Source organism: Gallibacterium salpingitidis, assembly GCF_001678495.1.
GTDB lineage: Bacteria > Pseudomonadota > Gammaproteobacteria > Enterobacterales > Pasteurellaceae > Gallibacterium > Gallibacterium salpingitidis.
On record NZ_JTJL01000002.1, the window covers coordinates 12,660 to 29,619 of the forward strand.

The 16,960-nt window shown below is 37.9% G+C and carries 13 protein-coding genes and 1 pseudogene; 6 read left to right on the plus strand and 8 right to left on the minus strand.

What is annotated here, in order from left to right; genetic code table 11:
- Window positions 1-71: 71 nt before the first annotated feature.
- The 4 genes and pseudogenes from glgC to malQ all read right to left on the minus strand — a co-directional run.
- Window positions 72-1,394 (minus strand): glucose-1-phosphate adenylyltransferase, encoded by a 1,323-nt coding sequence (gene glgC, locus QS62_RS00675; RefSeq protein WP_066104360.1) that lies wholly within the window; start codon window positions 1,392-1,394, stop codon window positions 72-74.
- Between the two features lie 23 nt (window positions 1,395-1,417).
- The gene (gene glgX / locus QS62_RS00680) at window positions 1,418-3,388 is read right to left on the minus strand and encodes a glycogen debranching protein GlgX (protein WP_066104362.1); all 1,971 of its coding nucleotides are present in this window, start codon (window positions 3,386-3,388) and stop codon (window positions 1,418-1,420) included.
- A gap of 25 nt (window positions 3,389-3,413) precedes the next feature.
- A complete protein-coding gene (glgB, locus tag QS62_RS12145) occupies window positions 3,414-5,801 on the minus strand; it encodes a 1,4-alpha-glucan branching protein GlgB (RefSeq protein WP_231923658.1) in 2,388 nt (795 codons plus the stop codon).
- A 147-nt stretch (window positions 5,802-5,948) separates the two neighbouring features.
- Window positions 5,949-7,964 (minus strand): annotated as a pseudogene (gene malQ / locus QS62_RS12150) (4-alpha-glucanotransferase); the annotation flags it as partial.
- A gap of 439 nt (window positions 7,965-8,403) precedes the next feature.
- Between malQ and QS62_RS00690 the strand changes: the two are divergent.
- Together QS62_RS00690 and QS62_RS00695 are read left to right on the plus strand one after the other, a co-directional pair.
- The gene (locus QS62_RS00690) at window positions 8,404-8,682 is read left to right on the plus strand and encodes a helix-turn-helix domain-containing protein (RefSeq protein WP_066104368.1); all 279 of its coding nucleotides are present in this window, start codon (window positions 8,404-8,406) and stop codon (window positions 8,680-8,682) included.
- A 16-nt stretch (window positions 8,683-8,698) separates the two neighbouring features.
- Window positions 8,699-9,949 (plus strand): type II toxin-antitoxin system HipA family toxin, encoded by a 1,251-nt coding sequence (locus QS62_RS00695; RefSeq protein ID WP_066104374.1) that lies wholly within the window; start codon window positions 8,699-8,701, stop codon window positions 9,947-9,949.
- Between the two features lie 14 nt (window positions 9,950-9,963).
- Here the strand turns inward: QS62_RS00695 and QS62_RS00700 are convergent, their stop codons facing one another.
- The 3 genes from QS62_RS00700 to QS62_RS00710 form a co-directional block, all read right to left on the minus strand.
- Window positions 9,964-10,530 (minus strand): cysteine hydrolase family protein, encoded by a 567-nt coding sequence (locus QS62_RS00700; RefSeq protein WP_066104377.1) that lies wholly within the window; start codon window positions 10,528-10,530, stop codon window positions 9,964-9,966.
- A 66-nt stretch (window positions 10,531-10,596) separates the two neighbouring features.
- Entirely contained in the window at window positions 10,597-11,688 is a 1,092-nt protein-coding gene (locus tag QS62_RS00705) for an ElyC/SanA/YdcF family protein (RefSeq protein WP_066104379.1), read from the minus strand.
- A 95-nt stretch (window positions 11,689-11,783) separates the two neighbouring features.
- The gene (locus QS62_RS00710; RefSeq protein ID WP_197496252.1) at window positions 11,784-12,410 is read right to left on the minus strand and encodes a GNAT family N-acetyltransferase; all 627 of its coding nucleotides are present in this window, start codon (window positions 12,408-12,410) and stop codon (window positions 11,784-11,786) included.
- Window positions 12,411-12,581: 171 nt separating this feature from the next.
- Between QS62_RS00710 and codB the strand changes: the two genes are divergently transcribed.
- Genes codB through QS62_RS00730 form a run of 4 tightly spaced genes read left to right on the plus strand, consistent with a single transcriptional unit; the run spans window position 12,582 to window position 16,218 of the window.
- Complete coding sequence (gene codB / locus QS62_RS00715) at window positions 12,582-13,802, plus strand: cytosine permease (protein WP_066104383.1); 1,221 nt, start codon at window positions 12,582-12,584, stop codon at window positions 13,800-13,802.
- 15 nt (window positions 13,803-13,817) lie between these two features.
- Entirely contained in the window at window positions 13,818-15,080 is a 1,263-nt protein-coding gene (locus QS62_RS00720; RefSeq protein ID WP_066104385.1) for a cytosine deaminase, read from the plus strand.
- Window positions 15,081-15,126: 46 nt separating this feature from the next.
- On the plus strand, window positions 15,127-15,747 hold the full coding sequence (locus QS62_RS00725; RefSeq protein WP_066104388.1) for an NUDIX hydrolase N-terminal domain-containing protein: 621 nt from the start codon (window positions 15,127-15,129) through the stop codon (window positions 15,745-15,747).
- 30 nt (window positions 15,748-15,777) lie between these two features.
- Window positions 15,778-16,218, plus strand: a complete 441-nt coding sequence (locus QS62_RS00730) for a nucleoside triphosphate pyrophosphohydrolase family protein (protein ID WP_066104391.1) — start codon at window positions 15,778-15,780, stop codon at window positions 16,216-16,218.
- A 73-nt stretch (window positions 16,219-16,291) separates the two neighbouring features.
- Here the strand turns inward: QS62_RS00730 and QS62_RS00735 are convergent, their stop codons facing one another.
- The gene (locus QS62_RS00735; protein WP_066104393.1) at window positions 16,292-16,909 is read right to left on the minus strand and encodes a DNA alkylation repair protein; all 618 of its coding nucleotides are present in this window, start codon (window positions 16,907-16,909) and stop codon (window positions 16,292-16,294) included.
- Window positions 16,910-16,960 lie beyond the last annotated feature (51 nt).

Below are 16,960 nucleotides of genomic sequence, written 5' to 3' on the forward strand. Positions count from 1 at the left end.
ATCCACTTTTCCGTTGTTGATCTCCCGAAAAAGTGGATATCAATATTGATTATACGAGCTTAAAAGTAAATTTATTCACTTACTGCAGCTGTATCTTCTTGCTGTTGTTTTGCTAATAATTTTTCTAACATTGGTTCGGTAACTAATACAATATTACCTTGACTGCTGATTCTAAAGCGTTGGCGATCAACATCTAAATCAACCCCAATTTGCATACCGTCTGGAATCTTACAGTTACGATCGATAATACAACGGCGTAATACACAATTCTTACCAATTTTCACTTGTGGCAAAATCACCGCATATTCAATTTTTGATCCCTCTTCAACACGAACATGATCAAATAGCACTGAATTACTAATTTCCGCATCAATGATAACACCACTACCGCCAATCAATGAATTATCAATAGTTTGTTTATGCGGATGTTTGTAGAAGAATTTTGTCGGTAAAGTTTGTTTAGGTACAGTACGAATCGGCCAAGATTGATCGAACATATTCAATTGCGGTTTTTCACTGACAAGGTCAATATTTGCTGCCCAATAGCTTTCTAAGGTACCAACATCACGCCAATAAATTAAGCCTTGTGTATTTCTACCTTTACTTGAACGTTCAAATGGGTGTGCATAGAGCAAACCTTCTTCTACCATTGCTGGGATAATATCTTTACCAAAGTCATGAGAAGTATTTTCGTAGCTTGCTTCTCTTTCGAGAATTTCATAAAGATAATCTGCATCGAATACATAAATTCCCATTGAGGCTAAAGAAGAATTTGGTTTGTCTGGCATTGTTGGTGGATCAGCTGGTTTTTCCACAAACGCTTCTACTTTAAGTTTGTCATTAACCGCCATTACACCAAATGCTTTCGCATCTTCTTTTGGCACTTCAATACAACCAACGGTCGCTTTACCACCAAACTCGATATGATCTTCGATCATACGCATGTAATCCATTTTATAGATATGGTCACCGGCAAGAATTAACACATATTTTGGACGATAGTGATCTTTCATAATTGGCACGTTTTGCCATACTGCATCCGCAGTACCACGATACCAGGTAGAATCATTTAATTGTTGACGCGCAGGAAGCATATCGACAAAATGTCCACGTTCACGCGGTAAGAAAGACCAGCCATGTTGTAAATGACGTAATAATGAATGTGCCTCGTATTGCGTAATTACCCCAATTTTTAATAGACCAGAATTTAAACAATTCGACAAAGCAAAATCAATAATACGATGTGCGCCACCAAAGTAAACTGCTGGTTTTGCACGACGATCCGTCATTTCATGTAAACGAGAACCTCTACCACCCGCTAGGATAAGCACTAACGTATCATTCGCTATACTTTCCCGAGTTGGAATAGGATTAATTTTGGTTGCTGCGCTCATAATATTCTCCTGTAATATCTATGTTAAGACAGTGACTGCGTTAAGATTACAATACCGAGTTGTGCAACAATCGCTTGCGATTGCTGTAGCTCAAGCCCTTCGCCAAACCGTTTTTGCCAATGCCCTTCTGGTAATAGAAAAGTTTGTGCTGTACGGTTGGCATTAAAAAGTAGTAAATACTTTCCTTGTAATAACAACATTAAGGTTCGTCCTTGATGCCAATCTTGTGTCTGCATTGGTTGTCCATCTGCGCGGAACCACTGCGCATTTTCAGTATTCCACCAATCATCATAAACACCTGCAGACGCCATTTCTTTACGTAAGGTAATAAGCTCTGCTACATACTGTTGTAATGAATCATCAGCTTGTTGCCAATTCAACCAAGTCAATTCATTATCTTGGCAATAGCAATTATTATTGCCTTGCTGGCTATGACCAATTTCGTCACCAGCCAATAACATTGGTGTTCCTAACGCCAATAGTTGTGTTGCTAACAACGCTTTTTTACTCAATAAACGTTGTTTAATAATTTCAGGATTTGTACTTTCTCCCTCTTCACCATGGTTAAAAGAAAAATTATGGTTATCACCATCTCGGTTATCTTCACCATTATTATGATTATGTTTTTGGTTATAACTCACCAAATCCTGTAAATTAAATCCGTCATGCGCAGTCACAAAATTAATCGAACTGCGCGCTGCTCGACCTTTATATTGGAATAGATCGGCACTACCAGCAAAACGTAGAGCTAATGCTCCCAATTCTTGACTATCATTCAGCCAAAATTGCCGCATATCACCACGAAAACGATCATTCCATTCACTAAAAAAGTGTGGAAAACCACTTAATTGATAACCGCCATCGCCAATGTCCCATGGTTCGGCAATCATCTTGCAAGGTGCTAATACTGGATCTTGCGCCATCGCTAAAAAGAGCGCTGCATTCTGTTTAAATTCTGGTGTTCTTCCTAATAACGGTGCTAAATCAAAACGAAAACCGTCAATATGAAAATCTTCCACCCAATAGCGCAAACAATCCATCACCCATTGCAAAACTCGTGGTTCTGATAAATTCAAGCTATTACCGCATCCCGTCCAATTCAAATAATGTTGGTGCTGGCCATGCCAATAATAAAGCTGATTATCAATGCCGCGTTGGCAAAGCGTTGGCCCGCCAATATCATTCTCCGCGGTATGGTTAAACACCACATCCAAAATCACTTCAATGCCTGCTTTATGTAAAGTCTTAATCAGTGATTTCAGTTCTAATAATACCTCTTCTGAGGTAGAAAATCTTTGATCTGGCGCGCAATGTGACAAAACATTGTAGCCCCAATAATTCATTTTCCCCATTTGCTGCAAACGCGGCTCATCTAAATGTAGCGTAATTGGCAATAATTCGACGGCTGTTACACCTAAACTTTGTAAATAAGCTACATTTTCAGCTGCGGCTAATCCCGCAAAAGTCCCGCGCAATTTGCGTGGTAATTTCTCATTCAATTGAGAAAAACCTTTAACATGTAATTCATAAATTACCGTTTGTGACCAAGGCGTTCTAAGCGGTTTATCATCTTCCCAGTCAAAAGCGGTATCAACAACGACACTCTTTGGCGCCAATAACCCATTATCTTGTTGATTGAACCATAAAAACGGCATTAATTGCTGTGTGGTTTTAAATTCAGGTATATCAACAACTAATCGACTATATGGATCAAGTAACAACTTCGTCACGTTGTAACAATTTGGAGGTTCTTTACCACCATCAACACGAAAACCATATTTTTGCCCAATGGCAATATTGGTGATAAAGAGGGTAAAACAGTCATGGTTACGATACATTGCATAACGTGTTTCTTGTTGATTTTCATCAAATAAACAAAGCCACGCATGCGTTGCGTGAGGTGCAGCAAGTACAAAATTAAAACCTTCTTTTCCTTGATATACTGCCTTGCTGTAACCTAATGGATAGCTATAACCAATGAATGTTTCCCGCATTAATAACGTTCCCTCTTAAACCAAGTTATTTTTTCGAGTTATTTTTTGTTTTACTATTTTTAGCCACACTTGTTGCTTTCTTCGTTGTGGTAGTTTTACTGTTTTTGCTTGTTGTTTTCTTCGCAGTTGTTGTTTTGGCTACTTTCTGTTTAGTTGTTTTATCGACCTGTGATTGTTCCTGCTTATTGGTTTCTTCAATTGCAGGCTCTTCCTCTTCCACAATCTCATTTTCTAAAACAAAATAAACAGCACCAAGTGGCGGAACCTGTACACTCAATGAATATTTTTTACCATGGCTGGCAATCTTATCGCTCCAAATACCACCTGAATTATGAATACCGCTACCTTTATAACTAGGATCATCTGAATTTAAAATTTCGCGATAGAAACCGCCTTTATTAACGCCAAAACGGTAATTATGTCGAACTTCAGGGGTAAAATTACAAACCACGACCAAAGTTTCCCCATTTTTCGCATAACGCGCAAACACCAATACTGATTGATCAGCATCATCAACTACCAACCACTCAAAACCATTTGGCTGTTGATCTTGTTGCCATAAAGCTGGATAGCGTTGATACATATGGTTCAAATCACGAACCCATTTTTGTACGCCGTTATGCCAACCGCCATGTTCTTCATTAAGTAAATACCAATCCAAACTTTCTTGGTAATTCCATTCACGTCCTTGAGCAAATTCATTTCCCATAAACAATAATTTCTTACCTGGGAAACCCCACATATAACCATAATACACCCGCAAGTTAGCGAATTTTTGCCAGCAATCTCCAGGCATTTTGGTTAAAAGCGAACCTTTACCATGAACCACTTCATCGTGAGAAAGTGGTAGCACAAAGTTTTCACTGTATTGATACATCATGCCAAAAGTGAGCAAATTATGATGGTATTTACGATAAATTGGATCGAGCTTCATATAACGTAAAGTGTCATTCATCCACCCCATATTCCATTTGAATTGGAAGCCTAAGCCACCATCTTCAGTTGGATGACTTACACCAGCAAACGAGGTACTCTCTTCCGCCACTAACAATACGCCGCGTTGTTCATTTTGTAATAACGCATTAGTCCGTTGTAAGAAATTAATAGCTTCTAAATTTTCACGTCCACCATATTGGTTTGGAATCCACTCACCATCTGAACGGCTATAATCACGATAGATCATTGATGCCACTGCATCGACACGTAAACCATCAAAACCGTAACGTTCAATCCAATATAAAGCATTGCCAGTGAGGTAATTACGCACTTCATTGCGACCAAAGTTATAAATCAAAGTGTTCCAATCTTGATGATATCCTTCACGTGGATCCGCATGTTCATATAACGCTGTACCATCAAATTTAGCCAAACCATATTCATCAGTTGGGAAATGGCCAACAACCCAATCAAGCAAGACATAAATCCCTGCTTTATGCGCTTTCTCCAGGAAATAACATAATCCTTTAGCATCACCAAAACGACGTGTTGGTGCATAAAGTCCTAATGGTTGATATCCCCAAGAACCGTCAAATGGAAATTCTGACAATGGTAATAATTCAATATGGGTGAATCCCATCTCTTTAACGTAATCAATTAATTCGTCTGCCAATTGTTCATAGGTCAGCCAATAATTATTTTCCAAATTGCGGCGCCACGATCCTAGATGTACCTCATAAATACTAATTGGTGCATCAACCGCATTTACTTTTGCTCTATCTGGATTATACGGTTGTTTTGGTGGCAATTTTGTGACAACAGATGCTGTTTCTGGGCGCAATTGTGTACCAAACGCATAAGGGTCAGATTTCAAACGCACTGCCCCATTTGCATCAAGAATTTCAAATTTATATAGACTGCCTTCATCAATATGTGGAATAAAAATTTCCCAAATACCACTTTCGCGATGTAAACGCATCACATGACGACGACCATCCCATTGGTTAAAATCACCCACCACAGAAATACGACGTGCATTTGGCGCCCATACACTAAAATTCACCCCAGGCACATAGCTGTTCTCTGTCAAATGTGCACCTAACGCTTCATACGGACGTTGATGTGTTCCTTCTCTGAGCAACCAATTATCCATATCAAATAGACAAGATGGGAAACGGTAAGGATCTTCTTGATAAATTGCTGTTGTACTATTTTCATATTCAATCTTAAACAAATAGTGCAGATCCGCTGTCGCTCGTGGTAATAACGCCACAAAGAAACCTCGTTCATCAACACGTTGCATTTCGGCTAAACAGTGATTTTTTTGCCGATTATAGATAGACACCTGTTTTGCATCTGGTAACAATGCTCGAATCACTAAACCCTGTTCGGTTTTATGTGGGCCTAAGAATGAGAATGGATCGCCATGTACGGCATTAAACAACTGATCGATTTGTTTATAATCGACGGTAATCATATTGTCCCCTAATAGAATAAGTTTAAGATTGTCTTGATAACATTCTGCGATAGCATCAACAGCCAAGTTCTGACGTGCAGAAATAATTTGCCGATAATATTGGTGCAATCTTTGGCACACTTCATCATCTAATAATGATACTGGCAGACGATAACGCCAATTTGGATATGCCCGTGACACTCCCGGAATATTGAACGAAGCTTCAATCCCCAATAAATTTTCTGGCTGAATGGCAAATAATTGACTACGGCTGGTTGCACCCAATTGATGAATTGCGATATTCAATTCATCAGTAAGTTGTAAATCTTGTGGTAATGAGGTTAATAACTTCGCCTGTTTTAGCGTTTGCACAAAGCGCAACTTATCTTCGCTGCGTTGTTGTAAAGCACGTTGATATTGCGTTTCTTGTAATACGCCCAATTGATACATCGTATGTAAATCAGTCGCTTGCCAAAAACCATGTAATGGTGCGACATCGTGAGTGCTAATTACCGCGATCGCATTCGCCTTATAATGTTCCGGTAACAAATAACCGTCATATGTCTTGCTGAAATAGATAACTGCATAGGAATAAATACCATATTGATCTAACCATTGTCTGACCTCTGGCGGTACAATTCCTAAATCTTCGCCGATAATTAAACAGCGATTACGTTGGCTTTCGATTGCCAACACTGCAATTAACTCTTCAATTGGATAATGTACATAAGCGCCTTGGGCAGCACTAGTACCTTGTGTAATCCACCATAAACGATACAACGCCATCACATGATCAATACGCAATACGCCATAATTTTGCATATTGGCACGCCATAATTTGATTAAGGTTTCATACCCTTCTGCACGTAAATATTGCGGATGTAGTGGCGGTAATTGCCAGTTTTGCCCTGCTGGGCCAAGCTCATCAGGTGGTGCACCTACTGACGCTTGCATACAAAACGCTTCACGATGACACCAAGTATCAGAACCACCTCTCGCAACGCCTACTGCTAAATCACCATATAAACCAAGCTTAACGCCAACTTGTTCACAAGTTAATTGCACTGCATCAAGTTGATCACGCATTAGCCATTGCAACCACATATAAAACTCAATTTGCTTACTATGTTCTGCTGCAAACTCACGCACTGCTTCGCTATATGGATCTTGATAAGCTTTATCCCATGCTAGCCAACCTGCTAGATTATCTTCATCCTCTGCTTCTTGGATAAAAGCACGATCAAGTGCTTCAAAAACACCATGTAAATACAATGGTTCGCCTTGTTCGGCAATAAATTGTGCAAAAGCTTTGCGACGATAAGCTAAACGCCCTTCACGTTTAAATACTTGATAAGCGACACGTAATCCGTCTAGTTTTAATTGCCATACTTGCGAATAATCCACCCAAGCTGTTTCCCGCAACTGTTGTAATAACGTTTCAGTTTCTGGACTATGGCGCCATTTAGCCGCCGCAGTTTCAGCCATTTCAGGTAATAAATCGACAGCCAAATAGATAGGGTTTAACCAACGACGTGAAGATGGACTATATGGACTCGCCCATTCTGGATGCGCAGGAAATAAGGCATGCAACGGATTAATACCAATAAAATCAATACCATCGCGTGCAAATTCTTTAGCTAGTTGTTGTAAATCGCCAAGATCACCAATGCCCCAATTGTTTTTTGAACGTAAACTATATAATTGCAAATTAAGACCACTAACTTTACGTTCATCGGCTAATAATGGTGATTGATAAGTTTTCGCTGGTGCAACTAACAATTTGTACTGTGCATAATTGGTAATTAAACGATAATACCCCATCGGCAATGGCATAAATTCAAGGTATTGCCCAGTTTCAAGTCGCCAGCTATTTTCAAGAATCTGATTTTGTTCATTTAACAATTGTTGCGGATATTCATCTGCGGCAAAATTTAATTTTGCCCAATCAAGGCGAGTAACATTTTCACTATGTAGAACAAAAATATTTTCAAAGGAATTATTAGTATTTTGAGGATTTAATTTGAGCCACTCAAGCAAGGTTTGTAAAACAGTGTCATCAACTTGAATACGTTCACCTTCTAAACTGTAGTAAAAAGGCGCTATTCCTATTGCTTCAGCCTGCTTCTCCAATAGGGCTCTATCAGACAATTGTCCATTCCGAGAGGAGTTTACTATCGAATCCATGAGATTCTCCAAAATAAGTACAACATTATCGCTAACTACAAGCGGAAATCCTATTTGCCAATCGTTTGCGCATTATTAATTTTTCCACTTAACGAATAACTTATTTATACTCTTTTTTTGGTAGAAAGCCTATCGCTAGATGCTAAAGATATGATCTCGCCCACAATATTTTTTATATTTTGCTTATTTTTTAGGACAACCCCTCACAATCTGGATTTAGTAAAGAGCAAGTATGACCAATTTCATTCTACGTTATACCTTTCCATAGATTATCTATACATACTGCCTTAACAATGTCCCATATATTTTTATATCTAGAAAAACTGTCACAATAATAACAAAAATAGAGTAAATTTAGACAAAAATGTTATAATAATGACATTTTTAATGTTATAACTAAAACCAATATCAAAGGTATAGCCTCTGCTAAGGATAGTCGATGAAACTTTCACTCTATACTGCTGTTGATTTACAAATAGAATTAAAACAATTCATAAAACAAGCAAGAAAGCAAAAAAAGATGACGTTAAGCTCGCTCGCTGAACGGTCTGGTGTACCTTACGGCACATTACGAAAATTTGAACGCACCGGTGAAATATCACTGCGCCAATTTTTAATGCTCGTTGAAATATTAGGTGATCTACAGGCATTACGTCTTGCATTAAAACCTCAATCACCTGCGCCACAAACCATTGAAGATGTACTAAAAAATCAATAATAGAAAAGGAAAAGTTATGCTAAAAGTACCACTTATTGTCAAACGCGAACTCTCTAATGGAGAACAAATAGAGGTAGGAAAACTAGCCGAAAATAAACAAGGTACATTCTTTCAATATACATCTGAATATCTTGCACGTTTTTCAGATTCACTCGCCCCATTTAATCTTGCTGCCGATACATCATTACAAAAAGCGCCTTCTCTACCCCATTTTGGTTTACATGGTTTATTTGCTGACAGTTTACCTGATGGCTGGGGGCTTTATCTTATGGATCGCATGTTCCGACAAAATGGTTATGATCCAAAACAAATTACCGCTCTAGAACGGTTAGCTTATCTTTCTCAACAAGGTGCTGGTTCATTATCTTATGAACCCGCTCTTCCCCTAGTTGACATAAATGAAGTAGAAACTATTGATTTCATCACATTAGGCAAAAATGCAATTCAAGAATTTGAGGGTACAGAAACAGATATCTTAGCTCAATTAGTGCAAGCTAGTGGTTCTGGTGGAGCCAGACCTAAATTAAATGTAACACAGCTACAAAATGGTCTATTTACTACTGATACTAAACAAAAAGGGACTCAATTTATTATTAAACTCACTTCCAAAAAATTCCCATTGCAACAATATGAAAGTTTGATTGAGTATGCTTACATGACTATGGCAAAAAATTTACAATTAGACGTACCAAAATTCCAACTCTTTCAAGTAGATACTGATCATTTTTGGCTACAACAACAGCGTTTTGATCGTACTGATAATGGCAAATTACATATGATCTCAGCTGCTGGATTATTGGATGCATCATTTAGAGAACCTTCTTTGGATTATCTAGAGTTGTTAAAAGCAACGCGAATTTTATGTGGTATTAAAGAAGGACAAAACTTAATCAAACGAGCTTTGTTCAACTTTTTAACCCTCAACCAAGATGATCATGCAAAAAACTTTGCCTTCTTAATGGATGATGACAATAATTGGAAACTTTCTCCTTTTTATGACATTGTTTACAGCCCTTCTCCATATCAAGAACATATGACCGCTTTTGCTGGTAATGGGAAACACCCATATCATGCGTTACCAAAATTTGCTCAATTAGCAGGTTTTACATCTACTAAACCGTTATGGCAAATATTAGAAGAAATTTATCAGCAAACCCTGATTTTTCGCCAAGAAGCTTTACACCTTGGTATTTCTAAACGACTTGTAACTGAAATTGCTAAACAAATCGATCAACGATGGGCTTGGCGAAAAATTTATAGTGAGTAGCCAAATAAATAAATCTATTTTATAGACGCAAGCATTTCTGCTGTGGTTACCACCATTGCAAATTCTCCATTTAAACTGGCTAATGCGGTTTGATGAATCAATTCTGCGGAAAAATCTTCACCATTAATCCCAATTCGATTAAAAGTTGCAGTTGCATCGGCGACAAGAAACACCTGATAGCCATAATTGCCAGCCATTCTCGTTGTCGTTGAAACACAATGATCTGTCGTTAATCCAACAATCACTAATTGTTTAATGTTTTGTTCATCTAAGCGTTGTTTTAGATCTGTACCAATAAAAGCGCTATTGACGGTTTTCTGAATAATGGTCTCATTGGCTTGTGGTTGTACGATCGGTTTAAAAGCGTGTCCAGCATGGGAAGGGTGTAAACAAGAAGTTGCTAGTTGTGAACTATGTTGAATATGAAAAATAGGATAACCTTTCTGACGCCATTGCTGTAACAACAAGGCTGCTTGTTCTTCTGCCATCGGATTATTTCTTTCTCTGCCCCAATAATTTGGTATATCAAAACCTTGTTGTATATCAATCAAGATTAATGCCGGTTTGCTTTGCTCAATCATTTTTCCTCCGTATAAAAAACAACTGGCTAGACAAGAGCTAGCCAATATCAACAGTATAACTAACAATTAATCACGTAAGACACCGCTATTAAACATTGGTAAACCAATCACAATTAAGCTATCACGATAAATACCAAGCAAATCTTTGGCAGTGATTTTTTGTAATTGATCAAGCGGTTTATCTAATGCAGCAACAGTTTCAAATGTGATACCTTGCGGGCCTGACTCTTTTGTTGCTAATTCAAATAAAGTTTGCCCACGACGCACATGGCTACCTGAACTGATTAATACAGCATGTTTAATCTTATGATGCGCCAAAGCATAACGAGAGAATAAGGCATTTTCTACTGTAGAACGCGCATAGTTATCTGCAAAAATACGATTAGCATTAACACCTTGTTCTACTAACCATTTTTTCATTAAATTGCCTTCAGTTTGATTATTTTTCGGCACACCGCCCGTTACGATAATTAAAGCATCAGGATTTTGTTTCGCTAATTCCAATGTTTTTTGTAAACGTTGAATTAAAATGTCGTGCATACTGCCATCTGGATTTAACGCATAGCCTAAAGTAATAATGGCATCATGATTAGTTAATTTAGTATCAGATTTATCGACAATCGGCGCTTTCGCTACTTTATCAATAGTGGCAAACATTTGTTTTAAAGTAGCCGCTTTTTCTGGTGCAATCTTTTCCAAATGTTGTAAATATTTTTGGCTGTCTGCTTCTGCACCTTTGTAACGATACCAGCTGGCTAGATACATATTGGTTTTTACATCATCTGGCGCAACTTCTAACGCTTTTTGATATAACTCAATCGCTTTATCCACATTACCGTTATAAATATTGGCATTAGCCGCACCTAATACAAAATCAATACGATATGGTTCTAATTGATGAGCAGTTAGAAGAATGTCGGCAATTCTCTCCATATTGCTTGGTAATTTTGCAGTAAATCCTGCATCAGAAACCCGCGCTGGCGATTTTTGAATTTCCACTGCTTGCGCTAATAGATCATCAACCACTTGACGTTGATTCACTAATTGCTGATATTCCACTTGCGGCTGAACAACTTCAACTGCTTGAGTCGCTGCATAAACATTCCAAGTTGCAAATAACGAAACCGCAACAACAGTTAATTTATGAAATTTCTTCATAATAAATCTCCATTTTATTGACTTTAGAAATAAGGAACGCAGTATAAGAAAATCAATTAGAAAAAAATGTGAAGCAATTCACATTTCAATGATATCTACTTAGCTTTAATACCTAGTTCAATCAACAAGTTAGTATCCAATGCAGGAAACCAAATAACTGGCTCAGGGTGTTCTGGATGTTCCGCAATAAATTTTTCCATCCACACCATATTGTACCAACGCCCAAATTTATAACCGCATTTACGAAATTCACCAACGAAACGATAACCTAAATGAGCATGAAAATTTGCACTATTTTTGGTTAAAAACTCATCTTCTTGCTCTGGATAGCCAATACAAGCATTTAAATTATAAATATTCTGTGCTTTACAAATACGTTCTAATGCGGTGTATAACTTTTTCCCTAAACCTGTTTTCGTTTGATTCGCTTTTAAATAAATGGTCGTTTCAACTGCCCAATCATAAGCGGCACGTTCAACAAACGCGCTAGTATAGGCATAACCCAAAATTTCCCCTGCTTGTTCTGCAACAATGTATGGATATTTGGTTAGAGTTTTACTCATTCTCTGTTCAAATTCTGCCAAGGTAGGTACTTCATATTCAAAAGTAATTGCAGTTTTTTCTACATAAGGTGCATAGATTGCTAAAATCTGTGGCGCATCATCCAGCGTGGCCACCCGAATTATCACATTATCTTGTTCTGTACTCGGCTCCATACTCATCTTCTTCTCCTTGGTATGCTGTTGTTTGCTTTGATAATAACTATCCAATCTCGGCTTTTCAAATTTCTTATTTACTGATCTAACCACGTTTCATTCTTAGCCAGTTATCTCTATAATAAGCGCGCATTTATTTTTATTAAACACACATCATAAAACTGAGGAGTAATCTCTATGTCTGCTGATAACTACAGCCTAAAGCCTGTACCAGAATCTGAACGTAAAGGAATGATAGCCCTGACATTTGTAATGTTGGGGCTTACTTTTTTCTCTGCCAGTATGTGGACTGGCGGAACGCTAGGTACCTCATTAACTTACAACGATTTTTTTCTCGCCGTTATTATCGGTAACTTAATGCTAGGAATCTACACCTCATTTCTCGGCTATATCGGTGCAAAAACCGGGCTAACAACTCATATTCTGGCGCGTTATTCATTTGGTGTAAAAGGATCATGGTTGCCTTCTGCACTACTTGGTGGAACGCAAGTCGGTTGGTTCGGGGTTGGAGTGGCAATGTTCGCTATTCCGGTGAATAAATTTACTGGTATTGATGTCAATCTTTTAATTTTGCTCTCTGGTGCTTTAATGACCATTACCGTCTTTTTCGGTATTTCTGCACTTACCGCACTTTCTGTTATTGCAGTGCCAGCGATTGCTATTTTAGGCGGCTATTCCGTTTATCTTGCTATTAATGATGCTGGCGGCTTAGCGACTTTACAACAATTGCAACCGAAAGAACCGATTTCCCTTTCAGTTGCAATTACCTTAGTAGTCGGTTCCTTTATTAGCGCGGGAACTTTAACTGCCGATTTTGTACGTTTCGGTAAAAAAGCAAAATATGCCGTTTTAGTAACAATGATCGCATTCTTCTTAGGTAACTCATTAATGTTTATCTTTGGTGCAGCAGGTGCAGCAGTAAAAGGAATGGCAGATATTTCTGATGTAATGGTAGCGCAAGGTTTATTACTGCCTGCGATTATCGTTTTAGGTTTAAACATTTGGACAACTAACGATAACGCATTGTATGCCTCTGGTTTAGGCTTCGCGAATATCACTGGCGTTAGCAGCCGTATCCTGTCTGTCATTAACGGTATCGTTGGTACACTCTGCGCCTTATGGTTATACAATAACTTTGTTGGCTGGCTCACTTTCTTATCTGCGGCAATCCCACCAATTGGCGGTATTCTGATTGCTGACTATTTAACCCGCCGCCACTCTTATGCAAACTTTGAACAAGCACATTTCGTTAATATTAACTGGGCAGCTATCGTTGCCGTTGGTGTAGGTGTTGCTTGTGGGAAATTCTTACCAGGTATTATTCCTGTAAATGCGGTAATTAGCGGTGCTGTTGCTTATCTCATTTTAAATCCGTTATTACGCAAGAAATTTGCTTAAAGGAGAATATCATCTATGTTAATTAAAAATGCACATTTACCAGGTCGTGAAGGGCTATGGCAATTACTCATTGAAAATGGAAAAATTAGTAAAATTGCGACAAATGATCTTGAATTAACCACCAATGAAACTGTGCTTGATGCGGAACAAGGAATTGTTTATCCGCCATTTATTGAACCACATATTCATTTAGATGCAACGCAAACTGCGGGACAACCAAATTGGAATCAATCAGGAACTTTATTTGAAGGCATCGAGCGTTGGGCAGAACGCAAATCAATGTTAAGCCACGACGATGTAAAACAACGTGCTTGGAAAACCTTAAAATGGCAAATTGCCAATGGGATTCAATTTGTGCGTACCCATGTTGATGTTTCTGATCCAACATTAACTGCATTGAAAGCAATGCTAGAGGTAAAACAAGAAGTTGCGCCTTGGGTCGATTTACAGATTGTTGCTTTCCCGCAAGAAGGTATTCTCTCTTACCCAAATGGAGAAAAATTACTAGAACAAGCGATGGAAATGGGCGCCGATGTCGTCGGTGGTATTCCGCATTTTGAATTTACGCGTGAATATGGTGTGCAATCAATGCATATTGCCTTTGATGTTGCTCGTCGTTATCAAAAGCAACTGGATATTCATTGCGATGAAATTGACGATGAACAATCTCGTTTTGTTGAAACTGTGGCAGCGCTCGCTTTGAAATATGAAATGGGCGATCAAGTTACCGCCAGCCATACTACGGCAATGCACTCTTATAATGGTGCATATGCTTCTCGCTTATTCCGCTTATTAAAGATGTCCGGCATTAATTTCGTTGCCAACCCACTCGTTAATATTCATCTGCAAGGACGTTTTGATACCTATCCAAAACGTCGCGGTATTACACGTGTAAAAGAGTTATTAGAAAGTGGTATTAATGTTTGTTTTGGACACGATGATGTGTTCGATCCTTGGTATCCATTAGGCACTGCCAATATGCTGCAAGTATTGCATATGGGCTTGCATGTCTGTCAATTAATGGGTTATGGACAAATCAATAACGGCTTAGACTTAGTAACTAGTAATAGCGCAAAAACATTAGCAATTAAAGACTATGGTATCCGCGAAGGTAATACAGCAAATCTCGTCATTTTACCGGCGGAAAATGGCTTTGATGCGGTACGCCGTCAAGTACCAACTCGCTACTCTATCCGTAATGGTAAAGTGATTGCGGAAACTAAACCGGCACAATCTAAAATCTATTTAACTGAAATTGAATCGGTAACTTATCGATAATAAACGAGTATCAATGGATATTCTCTTCTGAAAGTAGGTGGATAACATGCAAACAAAAGAAAAGTGGTTAAATTGGGCCATAGAATTACAAAGCCTAGCACAAGCAGGACTTGCTTATGGGAAAGATAATTACGATCTCGAGCGATATCAAAGAATTAGAGAAATTGCCGCAGAAATTATTGCCCAACATACCGATCTCTCTTTTGCCAAAGTTACCGATCTATTTTGTAACGAAACTGGTTACCAAACACCTAAACTCGATACTAGAGCAGCTATTTTTCAAGATGACAAAATTCTGCTAGTTCGTGAAAATAATGGCGATTGGTCTTTACCTGGTGGCTGGGTTGATGTGAATACCTCAATTAAAGAAAATACCATCAAGGAAGTAAAAGAAGAAGCCGGTTTAGATGTTACTGCTGATAGGATTATCGCAGTACAAGATCGTGCTAAACATAACTTACCGCTTTATGCCTATGGTATTTGTAAAATTTTTGTACTTTGTTCGGTCATTGGCGGACAATTTAAGCAAAATATTGAAACTACCGAATCTGCCTATTTTTCAGAAGATGATTTACCTAAATTAGCTACGGAGAAAAATAATGAAGCACAAATTAAGATGTGCTTCTCTGCTTATCGGGATAAAAATTGGGTTCCCCTATTCGATTAATACAATTACTAACAACTTAAGGAGTACCAAATGGATAAACAAAATGAATTACAACGCACTTTAGACTGGTTTAAAGAAGCAAAACCTAATCCTGAATTAAAAGATCTCTGTACGCAAATTGGTTGTCATTTTGAAGAAGTAGTCGAAATGCTTGATGCATTAGGCCATTCGGAAATGGCACATAATCTTGAAACTCTAGCGAATAGTTATAAGCAAAAACAGCAAATGGATCGCCTCGCTCAACTCTCCCATGAACATAAAATTGAAGTCCTAGATTCTCTTGCTGATCAAGTTGTTACTGCTACTGGAGTTGCTTATATGGCTGGTTTCGATTTCTACTCAGCTTTTGCGGAAGTGAATAACTCCAACTGGTCAAAATTCGAAAACGGTAAAGCCACTTTTGACGAAAATGGTAAAATCAAAAAAGGCGCAAACTACTTCAAACCGGATTTAGCAAAATTTGTGAAATAGGTATCTAAAAGATATTCCAACTCATTTAGCTGACGTAAAAGCGTCAGCTATGTTGTTGATATATTAAAAATCTTCACACAATCAGCTTGCTTGCCAATTTATACACTTGCTTGATTTCCTTACTGTCTAAATGCCAGTTATCGAGTTCAACTTTCACTAATTCTGGGAATTTCTTACTAATATCTCTTAAAGCATTTCCAACCGATTTTCTAACATACTCACTTGTATCCCTTTTTAAGCCGGCAATTCTTTCAATAGCTTCATTTGGATTTTCTTTAAAATATGGTCTATTTGTCCATATTCTCAAACCCTCTATAACTGCTCTCCTTGTATTGGGATTAATACTTTTTAACCAATCATCAATAACTGGAAGCGCATTGTCATAGCCTATTTTATGGCAAAATTGATCAAACGCCTTTGCTAATACTTCTTGAACTCTCCAATTATCATCTTTAGAAATTTCATCTCTCATAAACATCAAAATTTCTTCATCTGCTGATAGGTACCCAAAAAGAAATACACCGTACATTCTTACTTGATATACATTAGATTTATATGCTAAAAACGCTAATTTCTTTGCTACATCCTTATCATTAGATTTATAATCGGTAAAAGCTCTATTTTCTTCCTCTTTAAAACCATTCTCTATTAAAGAAAATTCTTGCTCTAAATTCAAAATATATTCTTTCAATCGAAATATCCCTATTATATTTACTTATTTTAAGAATTCTCATCTATATTA